The organism is Paenibacillus piri (assembly GCF_004354045.1).
GTDB lineage: Bacteria > Bacillota > Bacilli > Paenibacillales > NBRC-103111 > Paenibacillus_S > Paenibacillus_S piri.
On sequence record NZ_SMRT01000002.1, the window covers coordinates 193679 to 217849 of the forward strand.

Below are 24171 nucleotides of genomic sequence, written 5' to 3' on the forward strand. Positions count from 1 at the left end.
CGGTATCATTTTCGTACACTGATTGTAGTAGGAATATGATCCTTTTTTTGAAAATAATTCCGAAGATGTCGATTAAGCAGGAATTTTGACTACATTTACCGAATGGTATAAGATACTGCAAATATTCATTAATTTTTTTGAAAATGTGCGCAACTTTTTTACTCCCGGCCAGTAAAACTTTTTAGAATCGCTGGGGGTAAGCTAGGAATCACAAGGAGGGTCGTATTGCATGACCGATTCCCAGTTGATCAGAGAGATCAAGGACGGCAACGTCCAATTATATGATGATTTAATGCGGCGTTACGAACGTAAAATATTAGCGTTTATTTATCACATGTTAAAAAGCGCCAAGATGGAAACGATGGCTGAAGATTTGTGCAACGAGACGTTTTACAAAGCGTACCGCAGTCTTCATTCCTTTCGTGAAGTGGAAGCGACTTTTTCAACGTGGTTATATACGATCGCGAGAAATACGGTATTAAGCGAATTGCGTAAAAATAAAAACAACAACGTTTCGTTGGATCAAAGCGGGCATGAGCCTCACGCCGGATTGGACGCAATGCCGGAGCTGAGCGCGCTGCGCAACGAGAAAGTGACGATGGTTCGTGATGCGATAAATAATCTTCCGGAAAAACAGCGGTCCGCACTCATTCTGCGCGAATACGAGCAACTGGACTACCAGGAGATTGCGAATATCCTTGGACAAACAGTAAGCTCGGTTAAATCGCTGCTGTTCAGGGCAAGAGCGAGTGTAAAGCTTCAATTGGAACCATACTTTCTTGATCCGATTTTTGAGGAGTATGAAGGGATGAAACGATAATGAAATGTGAAGACATTCAAGAATTGTTCGGCGTCTACTGGGATTTGCCCGAGCATGATTTAAAAAAGCAGCGGGTCGATGAGCATATCGAGCATTGCGCGAGCTGCCGGGCCGAATTTGAGCTGTGGCTGGAAAGCACGGAGCTCATCAAATCGGCCGCGGTTGCGGGAGATCTGGATGATAGTCCGACGCCGATCTCGAGCAGCGTTATGAAGCGGATCTACGAGGATGAAGGCTGGAGAGTGCCCGTCGCTGACCGGCTGTACTCGATCTCATATAAGCTGCGGAGAAATGTAACGGCGGCCATCGCCTTTTGCCTCGCTCTGTTTATGTTTTCTTTTATTTATTCGATTACCCATCAGCAGGGGCCGGGAGAATATGCAGCGAGCGCGGATTCCTCGGTATTCGGTCGGATCGGCGATCCGGTTGTCGTTGCAGGCAGCAAGCCGGAATCGATGAACGTACATACGATGCCGTCCGCTGTCGCCAGTTTGAAGGGCTTCAACGAGCCGTTTATGTACCAAGTCGGTCCGTTTCACACGTATCAGGATTATATGCTGTTTATTTCATTGTTCGGCTTGACCTGCACGCTGCTAATTTTAAATTGGCTGTCGAGAACGAAATCTTAAAACTTGCGCGCAGCGCCCCCGAGCGGGGCTTTTTTGTTGCCGGTGGCTGAATCACAGGTTCAATGCAAACTCGCATTAATAACTAATACGGAACGGGAAGTGACATAGGGATGATGATGACATTGGGATTGATACGGCACGGTACGACAGAATGGAATTTGGCCGGGCGCATGCAGGGGCAGATGGATACGGACTTGGCGGCGGTCGGCATCCGGCAGGCCGAGCTGTTGGCCGAGCGGTTAAAGGATGAGATTTGGGACGGCATCATGTCCAGCGATCTGATCCGGGCCAGACAAACTGCCCAGACGATTGCAAGTATAACCGGTACCCCCATGTGGGGTGTCGACGTCAGACTGAGGGAACGCCACTTCGGACAATTGGAAGGGACGACGCTGGAAGATCGGGTTGCCCGCTGGGGGGAAAGCTGGAGAGAGCTGGATCTTGGAATGGAAAACGATGAAGCGTTAATGGCGCGATGGTTTTCGTTTTTGACCGAGCATGAGCCGAAGCTGAACGGCAAACGGGTTCTGCTCGTCAGCCATGGCGGGTATATTGCACCGGTGCTGGAGCACTTGATGGGCAAGCCGGTCGATTCGCATTTGAGCAATACTTCGTTGACCGTTATGACACGGGATTTGTCGGCCTGGACCTGCCAGCTGTTGAATTGTACCGCCCATTTGGCGGGAATATAATACGGATTCGATTCGATGAAAGCCCTGATCCGGGCTTTTTTTTGAATCTAAGGAAAGTGACAAACGGTGTCTTGAAAAGTTTTTGCCGCCGCCGCGTTTAAATTCAGCGCATCTTCCAATAATGAGTACTAAGCATGAACGGGAGGTAGAGTGCCATGAATTTAGCGGATATGTTGAGCTATGCGGATATTCACGACTTGAGCCGGATTGCCATTACGTATAACTGTGAATGCAACGGCCACTCTAAAAATGAGCTGATTCAATCGATTTTGTCGACGGTCAGCAGGCGGGAAGTGTTTGAACGACAAGTCGTCGAGCTGTCCATCGAGGATGTTCGTTTTTTGAATTCGCTCATCTTTGATAAAAGGGGCTCGTTCAGTCTTGAAGAACTCATCGCCCGTGCGCAGCAAAGCCGGTTTGTCAAAGAAGACAACGATGACTGGAATCCGCGGGAGCTGATCGCCCGGTTTAAACGACGGGGCTGGTTGTTCAACGGCTATTCCCAAAATACACGTTATTTGTTCCAGGTGCCCGCCGATCTCAAACGCAGGTTTGACGATGCGCTGGGCAAGCAGTTTCAACAACAGCTGGAGACGATCGGCGAGCCTTCCGTCTATCGTGACGAACAGAAGCTGATCCTCGACGATATTCGTCATTTTCTTCATTTCGTCGGGCAGCAGGAGATTTTATTGACGGCGGAAAATTATATGTATAAGCGTTATTTGCAGCAGGTGCTGGACCGTCTGTCCGTGAAGGAAGAGCCGGTCGGCAGGACGGCGTGGCGATTCGGCTACGGACGAATGTGCAAGGAGTATCCGAACCGTTTCTCATTCATCTACGATTACTGTTATTTCCATGAGCTGATCACCGAGTCTAATCAAGCGTTAACTTTAAGCCCGAAGGGGGCGGAATGGCTTGCCTCGGGAGCTCAGGAAGATTTGCTTCAAGTGTACCGCTTCTGGTTAAGGCTATATAAAGGAGCTATCCCGAATCTGCAATCGCTTGCATATTGGATGGAAAAGCTAACCAAGCAATGGGTGACGGTCGCATCGCTCAAAACGGCGTTAATTCCGTTGGTTCGCCCGTTTTATTACGACTCGCCCGAATCGATTCTCGAACAGCGGATCGTGCACATGATGATGCATCTTGGCTTATTGAGGCTGGGTCAGCATGACGAGAAAGGCGCGGTCGTGCAAATGACCAGGCTTGGCAGCAGCATCGTGCAAGGCATCTATGTCGCGGAAGACGATCTTATCGTGCTCCCATTTGACAATCGCTTATAGGCTTGCTAAAATCTCTCCACCAACTATTGGCCATGGAGGAATAAAAGCATGACATTGTATAGCTATAACGGCATCTCGCCGCAAATTCACCCATCCGTTTATATCGCGGCGGGTGTTCAAATCATTGGGGATGTCATTATTGAGGCGGAGGCGACGATTTGGTATAACACGGTGCTGCGCGGCGATCTGGCCCCAATTCGCATCGGACGCAAAAGCAACATTCAGGACGGCTGCGTCGGACATGTAAATGTGGATCAGCCGCTCATTGTAGAGGATGAAGTATCGGTCGGACATGGAGCGATTATTCATGGCTGCCGGATAGGTAAAGGCACATTAATCGGCATGGGGGCTATTGTACTCAACGGAGCCGACGTCGGTGAATATGCTTTAGTAGGAGCAGGTTCTTTGGTTACCGAGAATAAGAAGCTTCCTTCCTATACGCTCGCGCTGGGATCCCCCGCAAAAGTTACCCGCGAGCTGGTGGAAGACGACCTGCAAAGAATGCGGAGGACGATGGAAAGCTACGTCATCAAGGGCAGCGAGTACCGGCAGCATGTTGAACCCTTGTAATAAACTATAATAAAGCGCGACCATGGGCTGGAGGTGGTTCTATGAGCAAGATGAACGTTTCCAATGATATGATGCTGAGCTTGTTTGCTGAAATGGTGCTTGACGAGTCGATCCGGAAGCATAAGGAACAGTATTTGTACAAAGAGATTGATTTGGCTTTGGCCAAAGGCGATGAAAAGACTTTTCTAGCTCTCACGACAGAACTGAAATCTCTCTACAATCATGGAAAATAACCGGACGCTCATGAGCTTTAGGTTGTGACATTTTAATGAAAGGCATATGAACCCGATTCATATGTCTTTTTTTCTGTGTTACAGTGAGGATTGCGGCTGCATGTCCTGATGCGGCTTGTACAACTACAGGGAGGAAGTTACCGATGAAATTTAGCGATGTGGAAGAGACAGCCTGGGACGAACTGCGACCTTACGTCGATACCTGCGTGCTGCCCGTGACGGGATTGACCGGCTCGGAGCAGCCTTGGGAAGCGACGCGCGCTCTGGAGCAGCTGAGAGATGCCTTGGATTGCCTGGAAATACCTTATAAAGGGAGGGTGCTGACGTATCCGGCCTTTCATTTTATAACCGACGAAGAATGCGGCTCCGAAACGCTGAAGCGCGTTTGCGCCAGACTGAAAAACAGCGGGTTTCGTTACCTGATTGTGATCGGCGCCAAGGCGGAGCTGGAAAATATCTTATCCGAATCGGGGGCCGACTGTGCGCTGACGCTCCCTCCGGTTATGCTGAACGATTCATTGCCGGAAGTGAAGCGGCAAATCGCGCAGAAGCTGCAGCAACTATGGTCCGCCAATTCAGAAGGCTGATAGGGGAGCTGCAAGCGGTGATGATTGACCCGATTTACAACGCATCCGTACGAGAGCGGACAGGCTTCAACGGGGTTGACCGGCTCTGCTGTGATCGTTTGTAAAGCGTGTATGTTGTGTGGCAATTTTGCTAATTCTAAGGATAGGACAGAAGATTTGACTCTGCGGGCAGATGTGACAATTTGGTTAAAAGTTACTGCGGGGACAAGCTTTGAAGCCTTGAAACAGAAGGCAATATTCTTGACGCACCCTAACTCGTAGGCTATTATTAGTAATGTCCTAGTATGTGTTGTAAAGTTATGTCGAACGACGTGATATATGTTGCAAAAGGGGGTAGAACGAGAATGAGTGAGCACAATAATCATGATGCGCAGCATCAAGGGGAAAAGCCTGTCAAGCGCCGCGAGATGTCGCGCAGACAGTTTCTATCTTATACCCTGGGTGGAGCAGGAGCATTTATGGGCGCCGGAATGATTGTTCCTATGCTTCGCTTTGCTATTGATCCGGTTCTTCAACCGAAAACGCAAGCGGCTTGGGTCAAAGTTGTCGAGGCTTCGAAGATTACCGATGTACCGACATCCTTTAAGTTTAAAGTGCATCAGGTCGACGGCTGGTACGAGAGCGATCCTGAGTTGGAAGCATGGATCTCCAAGGATAAATCCGGCAACGTCTTCGCCTTGAATCCGACTTGTAAGCATCTTGGTTGTACAGTGAACTGGAATGCAAACCCTGAGTTCAAAGACCAGTACTTCTGTCCTTGCCACGGCGCGCATTATACGGCTGACGGCAAGAACCTTGCTGTCGCACCGCTGCCGTTGGATCAATACGATCTCAAGGTCGAAAACGGTTTTGTCTACTTAGGACAGCTCGGTCCGAACAAAAGGGTATAAGGAGGCGTAAGATCTGATGTTTAAAAGCATGTATAACTGGATTGATGAACGTCTTGATATCACGCCGATGTGGAGAGATGTTGCCGATCACGAAGTGCCTGAGCACGTGAACCCGGCGCACCATTTTTCCGCATTTGTTTATTGTTTCGGCGGCTTGACGTTTTTTATTACGGTTATTCAAATTCTCTCCGGTATGTTCCTGACCATGTACTATGTTCCGGACATTATCAATGCTTACGCGAGTGTCGACTACCTGCAGCACAAAGTCGCTTTCGGCGTCATCGTGCGCGGTATGCATCACTGGGGAGCGAGTTTGGTTATCGTTATGATGTTCCTACATACGCTGCGCGTTTTCTTTACAGGCTCGTATAAAGCGCCTCGTGAAATGAACTGGGTTGTGGGCGTTTTGATTTTCTTCGTTATGCTGGGGCTTGGTTTTACCGGCTACTTGCTGCCTTGGGATAACAAAGCTTACTTCGCAACGCAGGTTGGCATCAAAATCGCCGCATCGGCTCCTTTCATCGGCGAATATGTCAAGACATTCCTTCAAGGCGGAGAAGTCGTAGGAGCACAGACATTGACAAGATTCTTCGCATTGCATGTGTTCTTCTTGCCAGGCGCACTGCTTGCCCTGTTGGCGGGACACTTCTTTATGATTCGTAAACAAGGGATTTCCGGTCCGCTATAAGCGAAATGCGCGTTCGGCGCTTTAAATGAACATGAGCTTTCCTTAATGTTAATAGAAAGCAAGGAGGTGCGTCCTGATGGCACATGGTCACAAGTCTGATGAAAAAATCGTATATGTCGGGGATTCACGCGTTCGCGCCAAGTCCTCGCGTTTACCACAGCCGGATTTTTCAGCTTATCCCGGGAAGTCGGAAGTATTTATTCCTAACTTTCTTTTGAAAGAGTGGATGGTTGCGGTTGTCGTTCTAGTCGGTATTCTGTGCCTGGTAATGTCCGAAGCGGCTCCGCTCGGCTATCCGGCTGATCCGACCAATACGCAGTTTATTCCAATGCCCGACTGGTACTTCCTATTTTTGTACCAGCTGCTTAAATACCCTTACACATCCGACAAATTCGTTGTGTTCGGTACGGTTATCGTTCCCGCGATTATGTTCGGCGGTCTGATGGTTGCTCCTTTCCTCGACACCGGTAAAGAAAGACGTTTCTACAAACGTCCGATCACATCGGCATTAATGATGTTAACCCTGATTGCTTGCACATACTTGACCGTCGTTTCGTGGACTCACTACGAGCATGAACTGAAAGATAAAAACATTATTCCCGAGCATATTAAGCGTGAGCAAGAAATGCATGCAGGCAAAGGTGACGGCGGAGGCGGCGCGGCCAAAAAGCCGGCTGCGGCCGCATCGATCGTCGCTGCGGATGACCCTGCTGCTGAACTTTACAAAAAAGCGACTTGCGTCTCTTGTCACGGCGGCGACCTGAAAGGGATGCCGTCCTCCGGAATTCCCGCTCTGCGCGGTGTCGGCGACAAGCACAGCCAGGATGAAATTATGAACATCATTAAGAAGGGTCAAGGCAATATGGCCGCTCAATATGATGACAACATTAAGAAAGGCTTGACGGATGCCGACATTACCAAGTTGGCGGAATGGCTGGCCAAACAGAAAAAGGAATAGCCCGAATGACCTGACCGTACGAACGGTCAGGTTTTTTTCAAGTTGAAGCGCGCCTAGAAAGTATAAGATTTTATACATTGCTTCGCACAGCCTTGATAAACGCGCTCGACTCCTATATGGACGGCGAAGCCGTTAATCCTTGTCAACGAGAGGAGCATTGTCAGGCAATGCAATCATTCAAGTGCTTGCCCAAGGTCGGGCGAGCACATACAAAGGGCCGAGACGCAACGCATATCCCGGCCGGAAGAGCTAATACGGGAGGAAGATCGTTTGTTAAGCATGCCGTTAAAATATTATTTGTCCAAAACGTTTTTATCCGGCCGTTTGATGCTGTGGAGCTTGTTTTGGGTCAACCTGCTCGGCACGATTTACGGGTACGTATGGTATTGGAACCAGCTCATATATACCGCTGAAAACTTGTCGCCAGCCTATCTCCCTTTTGTGCCTGATAGTCCAACCGCAAGCCTGTTTTTTACCGCGGTGATCGGTTATTTGCTGGCTGATTCTTACCGCGGCCTGGCCAAGCAGCCGAAGCCGGGCTGGGTGCGCGGCATTATCGAAGCATTTGCAGTCATAACTTCCTTTAAATACGGAATATGGGCGGTAAGCATGATTTGGGCCGGCGCCTATCAAGGCGATGCCGTCGGATGGCAGGGCTGGATGCTGACCGTGTCCCATTTGGGGATGGCTGCGGAAGCGCTGCTCTACCTGCAGCTGTACACGTACCGAATTGCTCCAATTTTCATAGTTGCTGCATGGGCTTTCTGGAACGACTATATGGACTATGGCGTCGGCGTGTATCCATGGCTGCCGGAATCGTTGGAGGATGATTTGCCGGCAGTCGCGGCGTTTACAGTCGAGCTGAGCTTCATAAGCATTATTGTAGCGTTTGTATTAATGAAAATCCGCAGCGTTTTGGCAAAACGTCAGGTCTAAATGTGGACATCCCTCCATACGATGATGGTAGGAGGGATGTACGATGTGGTACTTTAGCCAAAGCAAAGGGACTGGCTTTCTGCTGGCCGTACTGCTCGGTGTAGCGCTGATCGCGGGCTGCCAGCCTGCCAAACCAAGCACGCATGATAAAGCGATGGTCAAGCCTACGCAGGAGCAGCTGCAAAAGGTGGAGCTGCTGAATCAAACGGCGGACGATATGTACGATAAGGTAATGAAAGGCGATGTGACGGGCGGACGGAATGCGCTTCAGCAAATCGGCGAGCAGCTTACGCAAATCCGCTATGAAGGCTTAACGACCGTCGAAGGGATGAACGCTTTAACCGAAACGGTGACGGATGCAAAGAGAGTGTTTAATGCGGTGCGTTTTTCGCCGATTGAAGGACAAGTCTCCGCGGCCAAAATTCGTCTCGCTGCCGATGCGTTGACGCATACGGCGCAGCCGATGTGGCTGCAATACTACAAAATTTTGCAAAATGATCTGGATCAACTGGATCAAACGGCAAAACAACAAAAAAAGACGGATATGCAGCAAACGGAGCAGCAGTTCGAACAGCATCTTTCCGTCATTCACCCGAGCCTCCTCATAAGCTCCAATCCATCCGATGTGGAAAAGCTGGATTCGTTAACCCGCTACTTGTCCGGACAAGTCCGTTCCGATCAAGACACATTCAAGCAGGTCATAAACATATTGCCGACGGTACGGCAGCATCTCGATAAGCTGTTTATGAAAAGAGAAGCGACCGCTTATTTGCCGATTGTCGACGATCAAAATCCGATCCTGTGGATATTGGCGATCGGTTCGTTTATTATTGCCGCACTGGGCTTTGCCGGATGGCGGCTGGCCAAAAAGGACGGGGGGCTCGTATCGGTAAAAAAGCCGACGGAAGGCGGTTGAATACGTGCAGCCTCAGCCTACTTTCACTATTCAGGCTTAAAGCCTTCTCCCAGCACATCGTGGACCTCGTTGATAATTATGAATGCGGACGGGTCGATGGAACGGGTCAAGTCTTTGAGCCTTTTCATTTCCTGCCGGTAAACGACGCAGTACACGATATTTTTGTTCAGCTTCGAGTATCCGCCGATGGCGGGAAGAATAGTGGCTCCCCGGTCGGTTTCCGCGGTGATCGCTTCAACGAGCTTTTCCGCGTGATCCGTAATAATGGTGAATGCGCGTGCCGCGTACGCCCCTTCGATGATAATATCGATCACCTTCGATGTAATAAAGACGGCAACAAATGTGTACAAAATTTTTTCTTTCGGAATGAAAAACAGCGCCGAGCCGATCACCAATCCGTCAAATATCAATATCACCTGTCCCATGCTCCAGCCTTTCCATTTCTGACCGATCCGGGCGATGATATCCGACCCGCCGGTCGTCCCTCCGAACCGGAAAACGATTCCAAGTCCGGTCCCCAATGTTAAGCCCGCATAGGCGGTCGCCAAAAAATAATCATGCTGCGAACGAAACGGAACAATCCATTGATATTTAATCAACCATTCCATGATCCATAAAAAGAATGAGAGAGACAGCGTACCCGCAATCGAATAAATCATCGATTCTTTTCCAAGAAATTTCCAGCCCAAACCAAATAAGGGAACGTTGATGAGAAATGTGGTTAAAGAAGGAGGAAACTGAAAAATGTAATTGAGCAGCAGGGCAATGCCGGTTATTCCGCCTTCCATCAGCTCGTTCGAAATGACAAAATAATGCAGTCCGAATGCATAAATGGCCGAGCCCAGCATAATGGGGGGGACAGCTTGCAGCCTAACACTCGATTGTACGGTTGACATGAACAGCCCTCCAATTTTTTGATAATATCAGAATTTATATATTTTCAGCGGAGCTGAACCATTCTGATATTGCAAGAAAAGCTACATCAAAAACACGAATGTATCTTCGTCGAAAGGGCTTCGATCAGAAGCTTTTCTTATAATATCAGAATTTATATATTTTCAGCGGAGCTGAACAATTCTGATATTGCAAGAAAAGCTACATCAAAAACACGAATGTATCTTCGTCGAAAGGGCTTCGATCAGAAGCTTTTCTTAATCCTGCCTGCTGCTTAGTATGCGTAATTAGCCGGCCAGAATAAACGCTTTGCCGTCTTAAAGGGTGGACGCGTCTATCGAGGTTGGCGATGTAAAGCAAGCAAAAAAAATTTGTCATCCCTTCGGGTTTGCGATAACATGGTAAGAGAAATCGTTACATACCCGAACATGGAAGCTGTGTTATTACGCAGCAAAGACAAGGTTGGTGAAAAATATGGCAGAGCGCTCATTGCAGCAATTGCAGCAGGAAGTGGATCAATATATTTCGCAGTACAAGGAAGGGTATTTCAGCCCGCTTTCGATGCTGGCCCGAATGTCGGAAGAGGTTGGAGAATTGGCGCGCGAAGTGAATCATCAATTCGGCGAAAAGCCGAAGAAAGCGACGGAAGCGGACAATTCGATTGAGCTGGAGCTCGGGGATATTTTGTTTATTACGATTTGCTTCGCTAATTCTTTGGGAATCGATTTGACGGAAGCGCATGATAAAATCATGCATAAATTCCGGACGCGCGATGCCGACCGATGGACAAAAATTAACACAGATAATGGCTAATTTTCATATGCTGTACCATCACCTTGAAAAAGGAGGATGGGCATATGGATGGAGAAGATCAAATAAAGAAGGCGTACGAATCAATCTTGATGAACGATTTCGAGCAGGCCATTGAATGGTTCGAGCAGGCTGTTGCCACAGAGCCTCACAATGCCGCCTTTCATTATAAGCTTTCGATTACGTATGCCAGAAGCAATAAATTGGGGAAGGCGATCGAGCACGCAAAGGAAGCTATCCGGCTGGAGCCCGACGAAAACCAGTATAATTTTCATCTGGAGCATTTACAGTCCAGGGAATTGATCCATCAGGCGCAAAAATATTTCAAGGAATCGGATCAGCAGCTTTGGATGGCTGTTATTTTGCTGCAGGAGGCTATAAAGCTCGATTCTTTGTCAGTGGACGCATTTTTGCTCACAGGTCTTGCTTACTCGCAGCTGAAGGAGTATAGTCAAGCCATTCGGGCTATTAATGAGCTGCTGAAGCTGGACCCCCAGCATGAGCTAGGCCGTCAGTTACTGGCGGAGATTCAGCAGAAGCTGCATCAGTATATGCAGTCTTAACGACAGACAACAGCTTTAACATACGCAGATTATTAGATAAAGGGGACGAAACACAATGAGCCGAATTCGAGTGGCAGTTGCCGGAGCAAGCGGACGTATGGGTCGCGAGGTTGTAAAAATGGTGCTGGAGGATTCCGGGCTGGAGCTCGCGGCCGCGGTTAACCGCTCGGCCGGGCTGGACGTAGACGCAGGGCGGCTTGTCGGCCTTGAGCCTTGCGGCGTCATGCTGAGCACGGATCTGGAAATGGCGCTCGTGGAACAAAAGCCGGATGTGCTGGTTGATTTCACGACGCCACAGTCCGTTGTTGCGAACACGGCGTTGGCGATCCGGCATAAGGTGCGGCCGGTTATCGGGACGACGGGATTTACGCCCGAGGACATTGAAAGCTTCGACAAACAGTGCAAGGAGCAGGGCATTGGCGGTATTATTGCCCCCAATTTTTCAATCGGAGCGATTCTGATGATGAAATTCGCCGCACAGGCTGCCAAATATTATCCGCATCTTGAAATTATCGAATATCACGGCGATCAAAAGCTGGACGCCCCTTCGGGCACCTCGATCAAGACGGCTGAATTAATCTCGCAGAACCGGCAGGAACTAAGACAGGGCAACCCTCGCGAAGAAGAGAAGATTGAAGGCTCGCGCGGCGGATTATATAATGGATTCAGAATACATAGCGTCCGGCTGCCGGGTGTTTTTGCGCAGCAGGAAGTGATATTCGGCGCTTTTGGTCAAACGTTGAAAATACGCCACGATTCGTACGACCGGGCAGGCTACATGCCGGGCGTTAATGTCGCGGTGAAAAAGGTTATGGAGCTGAACGGCATTGTTTACGGCTTCGAGCATTTTATAGATTAGAACGAGTCGTCGTTCGTTCCATTCGGGTAAGAGAGAATGACAAAGGAGTATAGAGGGATGTCCATGAAAATTGCATTGATCGCGCACGACCGTAAAAAGGAAGAAATGGTCAATTTTGTCACCGCTTATGAGCCGGTGTTCAAGCATCATCAATTGTATGCAACCGGTACGACAGGTACCCGAATTATGGACAGCACGAATCTGAAGGTTCACCGTTTCATGTCCGGACCGCTGGGAGGCGATCAGCAAATAGGCGCCATGGTGGCGACCAATGAAATGGATTTGATAATTTTTTTACGCGATCCGTTAATGGCCCAGCCGCATGAGCCGGATATCATCGCGCTGCTTCGCCTTTGCGATGTGCAGGGGATTCCGGTCGCAACGAATATCGCCACGTCGGAAATATTGGTGAAAGCATTGGACCGCGGCGACTTTGCCTGGAGGGAACTGGTACATAAATATAAGCCGGGTGAAACGGAATGAGCGGCCGGCTTGATATTCTTATATTCGGAGCGCATCCTGATGATGCCGAAATCGGGATGGGCGGTACGATCTTTAAGCACACGTCGGCCGGCTATCGGGTGGGTATATGCGATTTGACCTATGCGGAAATGTCCTCCAACGGAACCGTCGAAATCCGTCAGCAGGAGGCGGCTGACGCTTCACGCGTGTTGGGATTGACAGAGCGGAGCAATCTGGGTCTGCCGGACCGCGGGCTTTGGATGAGCCCGGAATCGGTTAAAGCGATAACGCTGGAAATCCGCAGACATAAGCCGCGGATCGTATTCGCTCCGTACTGGGAGGATCGGCATCCGGACCATATCGCCTGCAGCAGGCTCGTTCAGGAGGCGGTGTTCAACGCCAAGCTGCGCCGCTACGCGCCGGAAAGTGAAGCGCATACGGTGGAGCAATGCTTCTTCTATTTTATCAATGATGTTTATGAATCCGATATTATGGTTGATATTACGGGAGCGCATGATGTGAAAATGGATGCGCTCAAAGCGTACCGGACCCAGTTTGAGACGGTCGGCGCAGGCAATGATTTCGTAGCGACCCCCTTAAATCAAGGATATTTGGAGCGCGTAGAGGCGAAGGATCGGATGCTAGGACAAAAACATATGGTTCCGTATGCAGAGGGCTTCGTCAGCAGGCTTCCTTTTTTGATTGACTTATTTTAATATAGATACTATAAGTTAAGCAAATGTTTACGAATTGAACTTTGCTCAAGCAAAGTTAAGCTTATGCTTACGATGTGAACTTTTTGCAAAGTTCTGAGGAGGGAACCCGATGAAAGAAAGGTTGAAAATCGGCATTACCTGTTACCCGACACTCGGCGGATCGGGCGTAGTCGCGACCGAATTAGGAAAGCTGCTGGCCGAGAAAGGGCATGAGGTTCATTTTATAACCCACAGCATGCCATTCAGACTGGGCAAATTCGATAAAAATATTTTTTATCATGAAGTTGAAGTAAACGATTATTATGTGTTTAAATATCCGCCGTACGATTTATCGCTGGCAAGCAAGCTGGCTCAGGTCGCCCAATTGGAGGAGCTCGATTTGCTTCATGTCCATTACGCGATTCCTCATGCCGTGTGCGCCATATTGGCCAAGCAAATGGTCGGAGACCGGTTAAAAGTCGTCACGACACTGCACGGTACCGATATTACTGTACTTGCACAGGATGAATCGCTGAGCGATTTGATCCGGTTTGCGATCAATCAGAGCGATGCCGTGACGGCCGTTTCGCAAGATTTGATTCATGAAACGCGCACTCTGCTCGACATCGAGAAACCGATCGATCTTGCCTACAACTTTGTCGACAAACGGGTTTATTACCCGCGGGAAGTTGCCATGCTGCGTAAGGAGTTTGCCCAGCCGGACGAAAAAATTTTAGTGCATATTTCGAACTTCCGCCCGGTCAAACGGGTAACCGATGTCGTCGAAATATTCGACCGCGTGAGCAAGGATGTGCCGTCCCGGCTGCTGTTTGTCGGAGAAGGCCCGGAGCTGTCCAAGGTGCTTTGCAAGGTGAAGGAGAAAGGTCTGCTGGACCGGGTAACGTTTTGCGGAAAGCAGGACGATGTAGCGCAGCTGCTGTCGTTGTCCGATGTCATGCTGCTGCCGTCCGAGAAGGAGAGCTTCGGTCTCGTCGCATTGGAAGCAATGGCTTGCGGAGTACCTACGATAGCTTCGAATGCGGGCGGAATACCGGAGCTGATCACGCATGGCGAAAGCGGATTTCTGGCGGAAATCGGCGACGTCGAGCAAATGGCCGAATATGCGCGGATGCTGCTCTCGGATGCCGAGCTGTACCAGCGGATGAGAGAAACCTGTCTGCATCGCGCCCGGTATACGTTTTGCAACGATGTAATTACGCGGCAATACGAGGAAATTTATTACCGTGTTCTTGGGCTGCCTTTGCCGGATGAGCTTCGCTTAAAACCATTGAATTGTTAACATAACCCCACAAAACGAAGCTTTGGCTTCGCTATTTATTCAAGTACTTTGCGGGGAGCCCGTTATCATATAAATTTTGACATTGTAAAAAGGTGATCGGAATGACCATGCAATTGGAGCGGGGAGCCAAAAAAGTAATACAGCGGCTGCTCGAGAACGGCTATGAGGCTTACATGGTCGGCGGCTGCGTTCGAGACCGGCAGCTGAACCGTACCGTCAAAGATTACGATATCGCCACCTCGGCCAAACCGGACCAGGTGCAGCGCTTGTTTCGCCGCACCATTCCGACCGGACTCCAGCACGGGACCATTACGGTTAAGGTTGACGATTGTTTGTATGAAGTGACGACGTTTCGGCTCGAATCGGGCTATGCCGATTTCCGTCGTCCGGCCGAGGTTCAGTACATTGACAGTCTGTACGAGGATTTGCGCCGCCGCGATTTTACGATGAACGCGATGGCGCTGGATCTGGAGGGGCGGCTGATCGACCCGTTCCACGGCATGGACGATGTGGCGAGCCGGCTGCTTCGCTGTGTAGGGGACGCCTCCGAGCGGTTTCGGGAGGATGCGCTGCGGATGCTTCGCTGTATTCGGTTCGCCGCCGAATATGATCTTGATATTGAGCGGCAAACCTGGCATTCGCTGCTCGTTGAGGCACCGCTGCTTGCGCATATTGCGATGGAGCGCGTGAGAATGGAGCTGGAGCGGATGCTGACAGGCGCGAATCCGAAACGGGCGGTCGAGCTGCTGATCGAGAGCGGGCTGATGGCCAATGCGAAGCAACCGCTGCTGCTTGCAGCTCTGGAGCCGGGAAAGCTGTCTCCGGCATGGGGGAATCTGGACAGCGTTACGACCAAGCTGGCTTATTTGTATTGGCATGCCGGAGCGGGAGCTGCGGAAGCGGAAAGCGAGCTGCGGAAGCTGACCTTTTCCAAGCAGCAGCTGGAACAGGTGCGCCAAGTGCTGGCGGCGGCGGCCGGGCTAAGCCGTCAGCTCGCCGAAGCTGAAGCCGGAACCGAGGCTTCCGGCGAGTCCGGCGAAGCCCGCCTTGAGCGGGCATGGAAGCTGACGGCAGTTGCCTTCGGCGCCGCCGCGGTCGAAGCGGTCCGCAACATCGCCGCCGCCGATCCGGCTGCATGGACGAAGCTTGGCGTTTCCATCGACATGAGCGGCAGCCTGGCGGAGAATGGGAACCGCTGGCTTCGCGATATGCCGGTGCAGCGGCTGGACGAGCTGCGAATCAACGGCAAAGATTTGATCGCATTGATGAACCGGCCGGCGGGTGCGTGGATTTCGCAGGTGATGGGGCATTTGCTGCGTGAAACGGCTTTGAACCGTTTGGAAAATGAGAAAGAAGCATTGCTGGCGGAGGCCGGTCGTTATGAAGCCGGCGTCCTGCGGCAGGAAAGCGGTCCAATATGAACATAAATGAACGATTGATTCGTCTGTTTGAGCAGAAGGAAGGGGAGTTCGTATCCGGCGAAGAGCTGAGCGCAACGCTAAGCTGCAGCCGGACGGCCATTTGGAAACACGTCGAGAAGCTGCGCAGTGAAGGCTACGTGTTCGAGGCCGTGTCGCGCAAAGGGTACCGTCTGTTGGAGAAGCCGGATAAGCTGGAGCCCGAGCTTATCGGTCGGATGCTCAAAACCGAGCTGCTGGGACGGCCTGTCCATTATTACGAACAGCTGGGGTCGACTCAGACGCTGGCGCATGAGCTGGCGCGGGAAGGCGCTCCGGAGGGAACCTTGGTGATCGCCGAGCGGCAAACCGCAGGGCGCGGAAGAATGGGCCGCAAATGGCATTCTCCCAAGGGCAAAGGGCTCTGGATGAGCATGGTGCTGAAGCCGCGCATCCCGCTGCAGTTCGCCCCGCAGTTAACGCTGCTCGTCGCCGTCGCTTTATGCCGCGCGATCCGGCAGGTGACGTCGCTTCCGGCGGGAATTAAATGGCCGAACGATTTGCTGATCGGCGGCAAAAAAATCAGCGGTATCCTGTCCGAATCGATATCGGAGGACGAACATCCGCTGTATGTCATTGTCGGCGTCGGGATTAGCGCGAACCTGCGGGAGGACGATTATACGGAGGAGTTGAAAGCTGTCGCCACCTCGCTGCAGATCGAATCCGGCAAGCCGGTTGACCGGATGGAGCTGCTGTGCCGTTTTTTGGAGGAGCTGGAGTCCTTGTATGCATTATTTCATCAGCAGGGCTTCGGCCCGATCAAGCTGCTGTGGGAAGCGCTGAGCGTGTCGTTGAACCGCAGAGTCCGCAATCAAACGGCCAACGGGCTGATTGAAGGCACGGCAATCGGATTGGACGATTCGGGCGCGCTGACGGTTCGGCTGGATGACGGTACGGAGACCAAATGGTATTCCGGAACGATCGAATTTCCCCCTCTATCCTCACAGTGAAATATTTGGTATAATAAGTCTTATCAGAGGCGATATCCGCAAGGAATCGCACTCGAAAGATGCAGCTTTCAATCTGATTTACATTCATTTTCCCGAAAAATTGAATACGTTTCAAGCAAGTATGTCGGATTCTGCTCTGAGCCTTATGGACCGAGACAGAAGGATCATATGATGAATTTAACATGTGAACCTTTTCGCTCCTAGGGGCAAAAGGTTTTTTTTGTTCATACTAAGCATATCCGACCAGGCATAAAAGTCGACGAAAGGCTGGTGCAATGCAATGGAACAGCGAAAAGCGGCTACGACCGCCAAATTAAAAAGAATGAAAGAAACCGGCAATCCGATTTCAATCATAACCGCTTACGATTATCCGTCGGCATTATTGGCGGAGGAAGCGGGAGTCGATGCCATATTGGTGGGCGACTCGCTCGGAAATGTTGTCCTTGGTTATGAATCGACCATCCCGGTAACGCTTGACGATATGATCTACCATACCCGCTCGGTGGTGAGAGCGGCGCAGCATACATTCATTATTACAGATTTGCCGTTCATGACTTACCACGGCAGCCTCGACCAGACGCTCCGCAACGCCGCGAGAATTATGCAGGAAGGCTTGGCGAAAGCGATCAAGATGGAGGGCGGCCGCGAAATTTGCGATGCTGTAGCCGCTTGTACTCAAGCGGGTATTCCCGTCATGGCCCACATCGGACTTACTCCGCAATCGATTCACCAGATCGGCGGCTATAAAATTCAAGGCAAAAACTCGGCGCAAGCGCAGCGGCTGCTTGAAGACGCCAAAGCGTTGGAGCAGGCCGGGGCATTTGCCGTCGTGCTGGAGCTTGTTACCGAGCAGCTTGCCGCGCATATTACAGAGCAGCTATCGATTCCGACGATCGGCATCGGCGCAGGACCGCGCTGCGACGGTCAGGTGCTCGTCTTTCACGATGCGGTCGGCTACGGTTCCGATACGGCGCCCAAGAAGTTCGTTAAAACGTACGCGGAAGCGGGCAATATGATCCGCAACGGTCTGACGCAGTACGTCCAGGAAGTAAAAAACCGTACATTTCCGACACAGGACCATGCCTTTCGCATGGAGGACGAGGTTGCCGGTTTTTTATACGGCAGCGCCAAGAAATAGGAGGGGTTATCCATGCGTACGATTCGTCACATTCAGGAGCTGCGGGAAGCGGTTCGACAAGCCAGGAGGGAGAATCCCGGGCTGCGCGTCGGATTTGTCCCGACGATGGGATATCTCCACGACGGGCATGCCAGCCTTATGGAGTCGGCGCGCGAGCAGTGCGGGTTCGTCATATTGAGCATATTTGTCAACCCGCTGCAGTTTGGGCCCAATGAAGATTTTTCCCGCTATCCGCGCAACGAGGAGCGCGATTTGGCCGTGGCGGCTGCAGCCGGCGTCGATATCGTATTTATGCCTTCCGTTGAAGAAATGTATCCGCAGCCGACGAAAACGATCGTCTCGGTATCTCAGATGACGGAAAAACTGTGCGGAGCATCGCGGCCCGGTCATTTTGACGGAGTGGCTACGGTCGTATCCAAGCTGTTTCAGATCGTTCAGCCCGATGCGGCTTACTTCGGTTTGAAGGACGCCCAGCAAATTGCCGTTATCGAGCAGCTGGTGCATGACTTGAATATGCCGGTCGAGATCGTGCCCTGCCCGATCATAAGGGAAGCGGACGGTTTGGCGATGAGCTCCCGCAACGTATATTTGCAGCCGGAGGAGAGAGAGCAGGCACTAGTGCTGTCTCAGTCGTTAAACTACGCCGGGCAGCGCATCCGGGATCAGCGCGGCGGCCTGGACGCCGAAGCCGTCACAGCCTCCGTCCGAAAGCTTATTGAGGAGAAGCCGTTGGCCGTCATCGATTACGTCGAGCTGTTATCCTATCCTTCTTTGGAAGCCGTTAACCGGATTCACAGCGGCGATCGGATTATTATAGCCCTGGCGATCAAATTCGGAAAAACGAGACTCATCGATAATATGATCCTGACCTTGTAATTTGAGCTTCATTTTCATAAGAGCAAGCAGGCTGACGCTGCGCGACCGTCGGAACGTCGCCCAAGCATAACGATTAGGAGGTCTTTTATATGTTCAGAACGATGCTGAAATCCAAAATACACCGTGCCACCGTAACGGAAGCCAACCTCAATTATGTCGGAAGCATTACGATTGATGAGGATTTGCTCGATCTCGTCGATATGCTGCCGAATGAAAAAGTGCAAATTGTGAACAACAACAACGGTGCGCGTTTCGAAACTTATATTATTCCGGGTCCTCGCGGTTCCGGCGTGATCTGTCTGAACGGCGCCGCGGCCCGGCTCGTTCATATCGGCGATACGGTTATTATTTTATCTTATATGATGATGTCCGACGCGGAAGCAAGAGAGCATCAACCGCAGATCGCCATTATGGGCGAAAACAATAAAGTGATCGGCGTGCTGAAAGAAGAAATTCATTCCACCGTGCTGTAACGAATGAAAACGGCGTTTGCAACAAAAAATGAATGTAAGCTCAAGGTTAAGGTGGGATGCAATCATGATGTTCAAACAGCTATTTGCCTCCATGAATGAACTGCTTAACGAAGTGAATGACCAATATGCTACCGCGTCCGTCGCCCAAAAAAAGGAGCTTCAGCATAAAATCCACACGTTGAAGGCGATGAGCGATACTTATATTGAAGAATGGTTGTTGTTTGAGGAAAAGCTTGCCGCTTTTTTTCAGCTCCACCATCCGGCACAGGCCGGCGATTTAATGGACCCCGAATTGCAAGGGAAACGGACGGCTGCATTTGTAAAAGGCCAAGGATATTACAAGCTGCTCATGTTTAATGAGTCGATCCGCGAATTCGCGGCCATTGTCGAGAAGCAGCCGGATTTCAATTTGGCTCGTATTTATTTGGCGATGAGCCACCTGCAAATCGGGGAAACGGCGGAAAGCTACAGTCAATTTCAGTTTGTATCCCAGATTACCGATAACAACCGGCTGAAAGCTATAGCGTACAGCGCAATGGGCTGCATTCAAATCCAATACCGGAACATGGACAGAGCTTTTGAATATTTTTCCTTGGCGTATTATTCGGACCCAACCAGCATCGAACCGTTAGTCGATTTGGGACTATGCGCGGAGCTGAAAGGCAAGCTGTACTTCCTCCACGACCCGGCCAGGCATTAGCTGCCAATTCACTGACCATATCGGAATAAAGTTTTACTTTTCCCTTTTCCCGTCCGTATGGTATGCTAGAATAAGTGTAAGTATTGCTGACGCGCGTGCGCGGGCACTTGCAGAGTGGGTATGAAGGGATTGACATAAGAGTAATGAAATTCGCGGTTTTGGATTTTGAAACGACCGGGAGCCAGTCTACGGACCGCATTATTCAGGTTGGCCTCGTCATCATACAAGATGATTACATCATTGACAGGTATACCACCCTAGTGAATCCCGGGACAGGTATACCTTCTTCTATAACGGCTTTGACAGGGATCGACGATGAGATGGTCGCCGACGCTCCCGGCCTGGACACTGCGATGAGCATGATGGTTCCGCTTTTGCAGGATTGCGTGCTGGTCGGGCATAACGCCGCTTTTGATTTGTCGTTTTTGCAGCGCGCCCTGGATGAGGAAGGCTATTTTCCTTTTGACGGAAAAGTGCTGGATACGATGGATGCGCTGAGAGTGCTGTACCCGTCGCTTTCAAGCCTGCAGCTCAATATGGTCTGCCAGGCATTAGGCGTCGAGCACGAACGTCCCCATCAAGCCGACAGCGATGCGGAAGCGACCGCACTCATCTGGATGAAGTGCCTGCAAAGGTTTCAGGCGCTTCCATTATTGACGCTGCAGCGGCTGTCGATGATTTTTGACGAAGTGACGAGCGATTTCGGTTGGTTCATACATGAGATGAAAGCGTATAAGGAGACGTTTACGAGCCTGGATGCCGACACGGGCCGGTATTTCCGGCAGTTCGCAATCAATGTGGACGATTGGGGAGAAGAGGATCCGGTTCGCGAGGATGAGGACGTCAAGACGCTGCCCGATGCTTTTCCCGCCTTTTACGACGAGCTGAAGCTGGCGCTGCAGCAGCGTTTCGAGGCATATGAGGATCGCGAGGCCCAGGTCCGTATGCTGGAGGAGGTGGAGTCTGCCTTCAAGCAGGGACAGCATCTGATGATCGAAGCCGGAACAGGCACCGGCAAATCGCTAGGCTATTTGATTCCGTCGCTTTATTACGGGCTGAAGCAGGATAAAAAGGTTATTATAAGCACGCATACGATCAATCTGCAGGAACAGATCCGGGAACGGGACATCCCGCTGCTGAACGACCTGTTTCCGGTGGGCTTCCGCGCCTCCGTGCTGAAAGGACGAAGCCATTACTTGTGCTTGCGCAAATTCGAGCAGAAGATGAGCCTGCAGGATTTCGAAAACGGCAAGGACGATAGACTTTCGGCAGGGCAATTGCTCGTCTGGCTTGGCGAAACGAAGCATGGGGACGACGAGGAGCTGCATTTCGGCAATAGGGGGGCGCAATTTTGGCACTCGGTGGCGAGCGATACGGATTCCTGCCTGAACCGGGCTTGTCCCTGGTTTAAAAAATGCTTCTATCACCGCGCCCGTCATGAAGCGAACATTGCAGATGTTATCATTACGAATCACTCGTTATTATTTACCGATATGAAAGCCGAAAATCGGCTGTTGCCCGGCTATAAGAATCTGGTTATTGATGAAGCGCATCATTTCGAGGAAGTGGCAAGCAAGCATCTGGGAACCGAGCTGTATTACGGCGCTCTGATTGGAACGTTATGGTTGTTGTTCAAGGACAGCCGCAGCGGCCAGCTCTCCTTGCTGCGCTTAAAGCTGCAAAAGCATGAACAAGAGCAGGAGCAAGTGCAGGAATGGTGCCGGACGATAGACATCGTAACGCCAAAGCTTGTGCAAATCAAGGAAGAATGGGACGAGCTGTCCGAGCTTCTGTATCAATTGGTTCTTTCACGGTCGGAGCCGTCGCAATCGGAGACAGGCCAGATGCTGTACCGGGTGAAAAAAGACGAGACGCCAGTCGGTTGGGACAAGCTGCTCGTGCTCGAAGATAATTTGTTCATCTGCATGAACGAAGTATTGAAGCAGCTGGAGAAGCTGTTCGGCGAGCTGAAGGACAGGCAGGACGAGCTCGATATTCAGAGCCTGCTGACGGATTTGAACGGAACGCTGAAGGAGATGTATCGGCATCGCGACAATTTGCACTTTTTCATGACCATGCCTGACGATAATTACGTGTACTGGATCGAAGCAGGCTTCGGTAAAAGCAAGTCGCTCCAGCTCGTCAGCGTTCCGATTGACGTCAGCCCGATGCTGCAGCAGTTTTTTTTCAGCGTCAAGGATAGCGTCATCATGACATCGGCTACGCTGTCCGTCGGCAAATCGTTCGATTATACATGCGAGCAGCTCGGACTTGAAACTCAGGAGGACGACGCCAAGCTGAAGACGGTTCAGCTGCCTTCGCCGTTCAATTACCGGCAGCAGGCGCTGGTCGTCATTCCGAGAGATTTCCCGAGCATTCGCGGCAATTCGGGCGAGAAGCAGTTTTTGGACCATCTGGTCCAGTCATTGGCCGAGGTCGCCCTTGAGATGAAGGGGAGGATGCTCGTATTGTTCACCTCCAACCGGATGCTGAAGCTTGCCCACACTGCATTGAAGGATAAGCTGAGTCCTTTCGGCATTCAAGTTCTCGGTCAAGGCGTGGACAGCAGCAACCGCAGCAAGCTGACCCGGCTGTTTCAGAGCAGTCCGGCAAGCATATTGCTTGGAACGAGCAGCTTTTGGGAAGGGGTTGACATCCCCGGAGAAGCGTTAAGCTGTCTCGCGATTGTCCGGCTTCCTTTTCAGCCGCCTAACCATCCGCTTGTCGAGGCCAAGACGGAAAATTTGAAAAAGCTGGGGCACAATCCGTTTATAAAGCTTTCGGTGCCTCAGGCGGTCATTCGATTCAAGCAGGGCTTTGGCCGTCTCGTCAGAACTGCGAACGATAAGGGGATCGTGATCATTTACGATACGAGGGTGATCGATACGACGTACGGTAAATATTTTTTGTATTCGCTGCCGGGCCCCAAAATCGAGCATATGCCGACAAGTCAACTGGTACCGAGAATTAAGCAGTGGATGGGAGAAAGCGGAGTATGAAAACAGTAAAAATATCGGAAGCAGTCGTCCGGAGACTGCCGATTTATCTGCGCTTCCTTAACGAGCTGAGCAAAAAGAACGTATATACGGTATCCTCTCAGGATCTTGGCGTGAAACTGGACTTGAATCCGGCGCAAATCCGTAAGGATCTCGCATATTTCGGAGAATTCGGCAAGAAGGGAATCGGCTATGACGTCGATTACTTGATCGAGAAAATAAGGCAAATTTTAAAAATCGATAAGGTGATACCCGTCGCTTTGGTCGGTGCGGGCAACTTAGGCCGCGCGCTTTGCAATTATAATGCATACCTGAAAGATAACATGAAAATTGTCGCCGTGTTCGATGAGCTGGAATCGAAGGTCGGCGAATCGATCAACAATTTGAAAGTAAAGCCGATGCGCGAGCTCAAAACGACGATTCAGGAACTGAACGTGCGGATCGGGATCATCACGGTACCCGCGACGGAAGCGCAAAATGTCGCAAATCAATTTGTGGAAGGCGGCGTCGAGGCCATTTTGAACTTTGCGCCGATTATTATCAAGGTGCCGAATGAGATTCGCGTGCATCACGCGGATTTTACGGCGGAGCTGCAAAGCCTTGCCTATTATTTGGATTAGGCGTACGTTCCGCTTTTGTGTAACGTTATAAACAGCTGCAAGCGCGGCCGGAAAACAATCCCCTTCAGGAGACGCGGTGACAAACCGAACGTCGGCCGGGAGGGTTTTTTGGTTCGGAGACTCATTTTTTCTCCCGTGAAAGAATCGCATGAAAAAAGGGCAAATTAAAAACACCC

General features: G+C 50.8%; 27 protein-coding genes. 26 read left to right on the forward strand and 1 reads right to left on the reverse strand.

Features of this window, described 5'->3' with window-relative positions; translation table 11 throughout:
* Positions 1-229 precede the first annotated feature (229 nt).
* From E1757_RS05750 to E1757_RS05805, 12 genes are all read left to right on the forward strand, one after another.
* The gene (locus E1757_RS05750; protein ID WP_133225897.1) at positions 230-820 is read left to right on the forward strand and encodes an RNA polymerase sigma factor; all 591 of its coding nucleotides are present in this window, start codon (positions 230-232) and stop codon (positions 818-820) included.
* Positions 820-1449: an anti-sigma factor family protein gene (locus tag E1757_RS05755; protein ID WP_133225898.1), complete on the forward strand. Its 630-nt coding sequence runs from the start codon at positions 820-822 to the stop codon at positions 1447-1449. The genes E1757_RS05750 and E1757_RS05755 overlap by 1 nt, the downstream gene beginning before the upstream one ends.
* Before the next feature lie 110 nt (positions 1450-1559).
* Entirely contained in the window at positions 1560-2141 is a 582-nt protein-coding gene (locus tag E1757_RS05760) for a histidine phosphatase family protein (protein ID WP_246079036.1), read from the forward strand.
* Positions 2142-2296: 155 nt separating this feature from the next.
* A complete protein-coding gene (locus E1757_RS05765; RefSeq protein WP_133225899.1) occupies positions 2297-3424 on the forward strand; it encodes a hypothetical protein in 1128 nt (375 codons plus the stop codon).
* A gap of 48 nt (positions 3425-3472) precedes the next feature.
* Positions 3473-3994 (forward strand): gamma carbonic anhydrase family protein, encoded by a 522-nt coding sequence (locus tag E1757_RS05770; RefSeq protein ID WP_133225900.1) that lies wholly within the window; start codon positions 3473-3475, stop codon positions 3992-3994.
* Between the two features lie 41 nt (positions 3995-4035).
* Positions 4036-4227 (forward strand): IDEAL domain-containing protein, encoded by a 192-nt coding sequence (locus tag E1757_RS05775; protein WP_133225901.1) that lies wholly within the window; start codon positions 4036-4038, stop codon positions 4225-4227.
* Between the two features lie 143 nt (positions 4228-4370).
* Entirely contained in the window at positions 4371-4814 is a 444-nt protein-coding gene (locus E1757_RS05780; protein ID WP_133225902.1) for a DUF2487 family protein, read from the forward strand.
* A gap of 344 nt (positions 4815-5158) precedes the next feature.
* The gene (locus tag E1757_RS05785) at positions 5159-5704 is read left to right on the forward strand and encodes a Rieske (2Fe-2S) protein (RefSeq protein WP_133225903.1); all 546 of its coding nucleotides are present in this window, start codon (positions 5159-5161) and stop codon (positions 5702-5704) included.
* A gap of 16 nt (positions 5705-5720) precedes the next feature.
* On the forward strand, positions 5721-6392 hold the full coding sequence (gene qcrB, locus E1757_RS05790) for a menaquinol-cytochrome c reductase cytochrome b subunit (RefSeq protein WP_133225904.1): 672 nt from the start codon (positions 5721-5723) through the stop codon (positions 6390-6392).
* Positions 6393-6468: 76 nt separating this feature from the next.
* Positions 6469-7350: a menaquinol-cytochrome c reductase cytochrome b/c subunit gene (locus E1757_RS05795; RefSeq protein WP_133225905.1), complete on the forward strand. Its 882-nt coding sequence runs from the start codon at positions 6469-6471 to the stop codon at positions 7348-7350.
* A 279-nt stretch (positions 7351-7629) separates the two neighbouring features.
* The gene (locus E1757_RS05800; protein ID WP_246079079.1) at positions 7630-8286 is read left to right on the forward strand and encodes a DUF1405 domain-containing protein; all 657 of its coding nucleotides are present in this window, start codon (positions 7630-7632) and stop codon (positions 8284-8286) included.
* 43 nt (positions 8287-8329) lie between these two features.
* The gene (locus E1757_RS05805; RefSeq protein ID WP_133225906.1) at positions 8330-9202 is read left to right on the forward strand and encodes a sporulation protein YpjB; all 873 of its coding nucleotides are present in this window, start codon (positions 8330-8332) and stop codon (positions 9200-9202) included.
* Between the two features lie 26 nt (positions 9203-9228).
* Here the strand turns inward: E1757_RS05805 and E1757_RS05810 are convergent, their stop codons facing one another.
* Positions 9229-10098, reverse strand: a complete 870-nt coding sequence (locus E1757_RS05810) for a YitT family protein (protein WP_133225907.1) — start codon at positions 10096-10098, stop codon at positions 9229-9231.
* 472 nt (positions 10099-10570) lie between these two features.
* On the opposite strand from E1757_RS05810, the gene E1757_RS05815 reads away from it, so the two are divergent.
* The 14 genes from E1757_RS05815 (at position 10571) to E1757_RS05880 (ending at position 23995) form a co-directional block, all read left to right on the forward strand.
* Complete coding sequence (locus tag E1757_RS05815; RefSeq protein WP_133225908.1) at positions 10571-10909, forward strand: nucleotide pyrophosphohydrolase; 339 nt, start codon at positions 10571-10573, stop codon at positions 10907-10909.
* A gap of 44 nt (positions 10910-10953) precedes the next feature.
* A complete protein-coding gene (locus E1757_RS05820) occupies positions 10954-11469 on the forward strand; it encodes a tetratricopeptide repeat protein (protein WP_133225909.1) in 516 nt (171 codons plus the stop codon).
* A 55-nt stretch (positions 11470-11524) separates the two neighbouring features.
* Positions 11525-12328, forward strand: coding sequence for a 4-hydroxy-tetrahydrodipicolinate reductase (gene dapB / locus E1757_RS05825; protein ID WP_133225910.1), 804 nt, complete (start codon positions 11525-11527; stop codon positions 12326-12328).
* Between the two features lie 57 nt (positions 12329-12385).
* On the forward strand, positions 12386-12811 hold the full coding sequence (mgsA, locus tag E1757_RS05830; protein WP_133225911.1) for a methylglyoxal synthase: 426 nt from the start codon (positions 12386-12388) through the stop codon (positions 12809-12811).
* On the forward strand, positions 12808-13506 hold the full coding sequence (gene bshB1 / locus E1757_RS05835) for a bacillithiol biosynthesis deacetylase BshB1 (protein ID WP_133225912.1): 699 nt from the start codon (positions 12808-12810) through the stop codon (positions 13504-13506). The genes mgsA and bshB1 overlap by 4 nt, the downstream gene beginning before the upstream one ends.
* 109 nt (positions 13507-13615) lie before the next feature.
* Positions 13616-14785, forward strand: coding sequence for an N-acetyl-alpha-D-glucosaminyl L-malate synthase BshA (gene bshA / locus E1757_RS05840; RefSeq protein ID WP_133225913.1), 1170 nt, complete (start codon positions 13616-13618; stop codon positions 14783-14785).
* Between the two features lie 101 nt (positions 14786-14886).
* Positions 14887-16206, forward strand: a complete 1320-nt coding sequence (locus E1757_RS05845) for a CCA tRNA nucleotidyltransferase (protein WP_133225914.1) — start codon at positions 14887-14889, stop codon at positions 16204-16206.
* The gene (locus E1757_RS05850) at positions 16203-17192 is read left to right on the forward strand and encodes a biotin--[acetyl-CoA-carboxylase] ligase (RefSeq protein ID WP_133225915.1); all 990 of its coding nucleotides are present in this window, start codon (positions 16203-16205) and stop codon (positions 17190-17192) included. Before E1757_RS05845 ends, E1757_RS05850 begins: the two co-directional genes overlap by 4 nt.
* Before the next feature lie 280 nt (positions 17193-17472).
* On the forward strand, positions 17473-18330 hold the full coding sequence (gene panB, locus E1757_RS05855; RefSeq protein ID WP_133225916.1) for a 3-methyl-2-oxobutanoate hydroxymethyltransferase: 858 nt from the start codon (positions 17473-17475) through the stop codon (positions 18328-18330).
* Positions 18331-18342: 12 nt separating this feature from the next.
* Positions 18343-19206: a pantoate--beta-alanine ligase gene (gene panC, locus E1757_RS05860; RefSeq protein ID WP_133225917.1), complete on the forward strand. Its 864-nt coding sequence runs from the start codon at positions 18343-18345 to the stop codon at positions 19204-19206.
* Between the two features lie 89 nt (positions 19207-19295).
* Entirely contained in the window at positions 19296-19679 is a 384-nt protein-coding gene (gene panD, locus E1757_RS05865; RefSeq protein WP_133225918.1) for an aspartate 1-decarboxylase, read from the forward strand.
* Positions 19680-19743: 64 nt separating this feature from the next.
* Positions 19744-20379 carry a hypothetical protein gene (locus E1757_RS05870; protein WP_246079037.1) on the forward strand — a complete coding sequence of 212 codons (636 nt, stop codon included), beginning with the start codon at positions 19744-19746 and terminating at the stop codon, positions 20377-20379.
* Positions 20380-20522: 143 nt separating this feature from the next.
* Positions 20523-23378, forward strand: a complete 2856-nt coding sequence (dinG, locus tag E1757_RS05875) for an ATP-dependent DNA helicase DinG (protein ID WP_133225919.1) — start codon at positions 20523-20525, stop codon at positions 23376-23378.
* Entirely contained in the window at positions 23375-23995 is a 621-nt protein-coding gene (locus E1757_RS05880) for a redox-sensing transcriptional repressor Rex (protein WP_133225920.1), read from the forward strand. The genes dinG and E1757_RS05880 overlap by 4 nt, the downstream gene beginning before the upstream one ends.
* Positions 23996-24171: the final 176 nt, after the last annotated feature.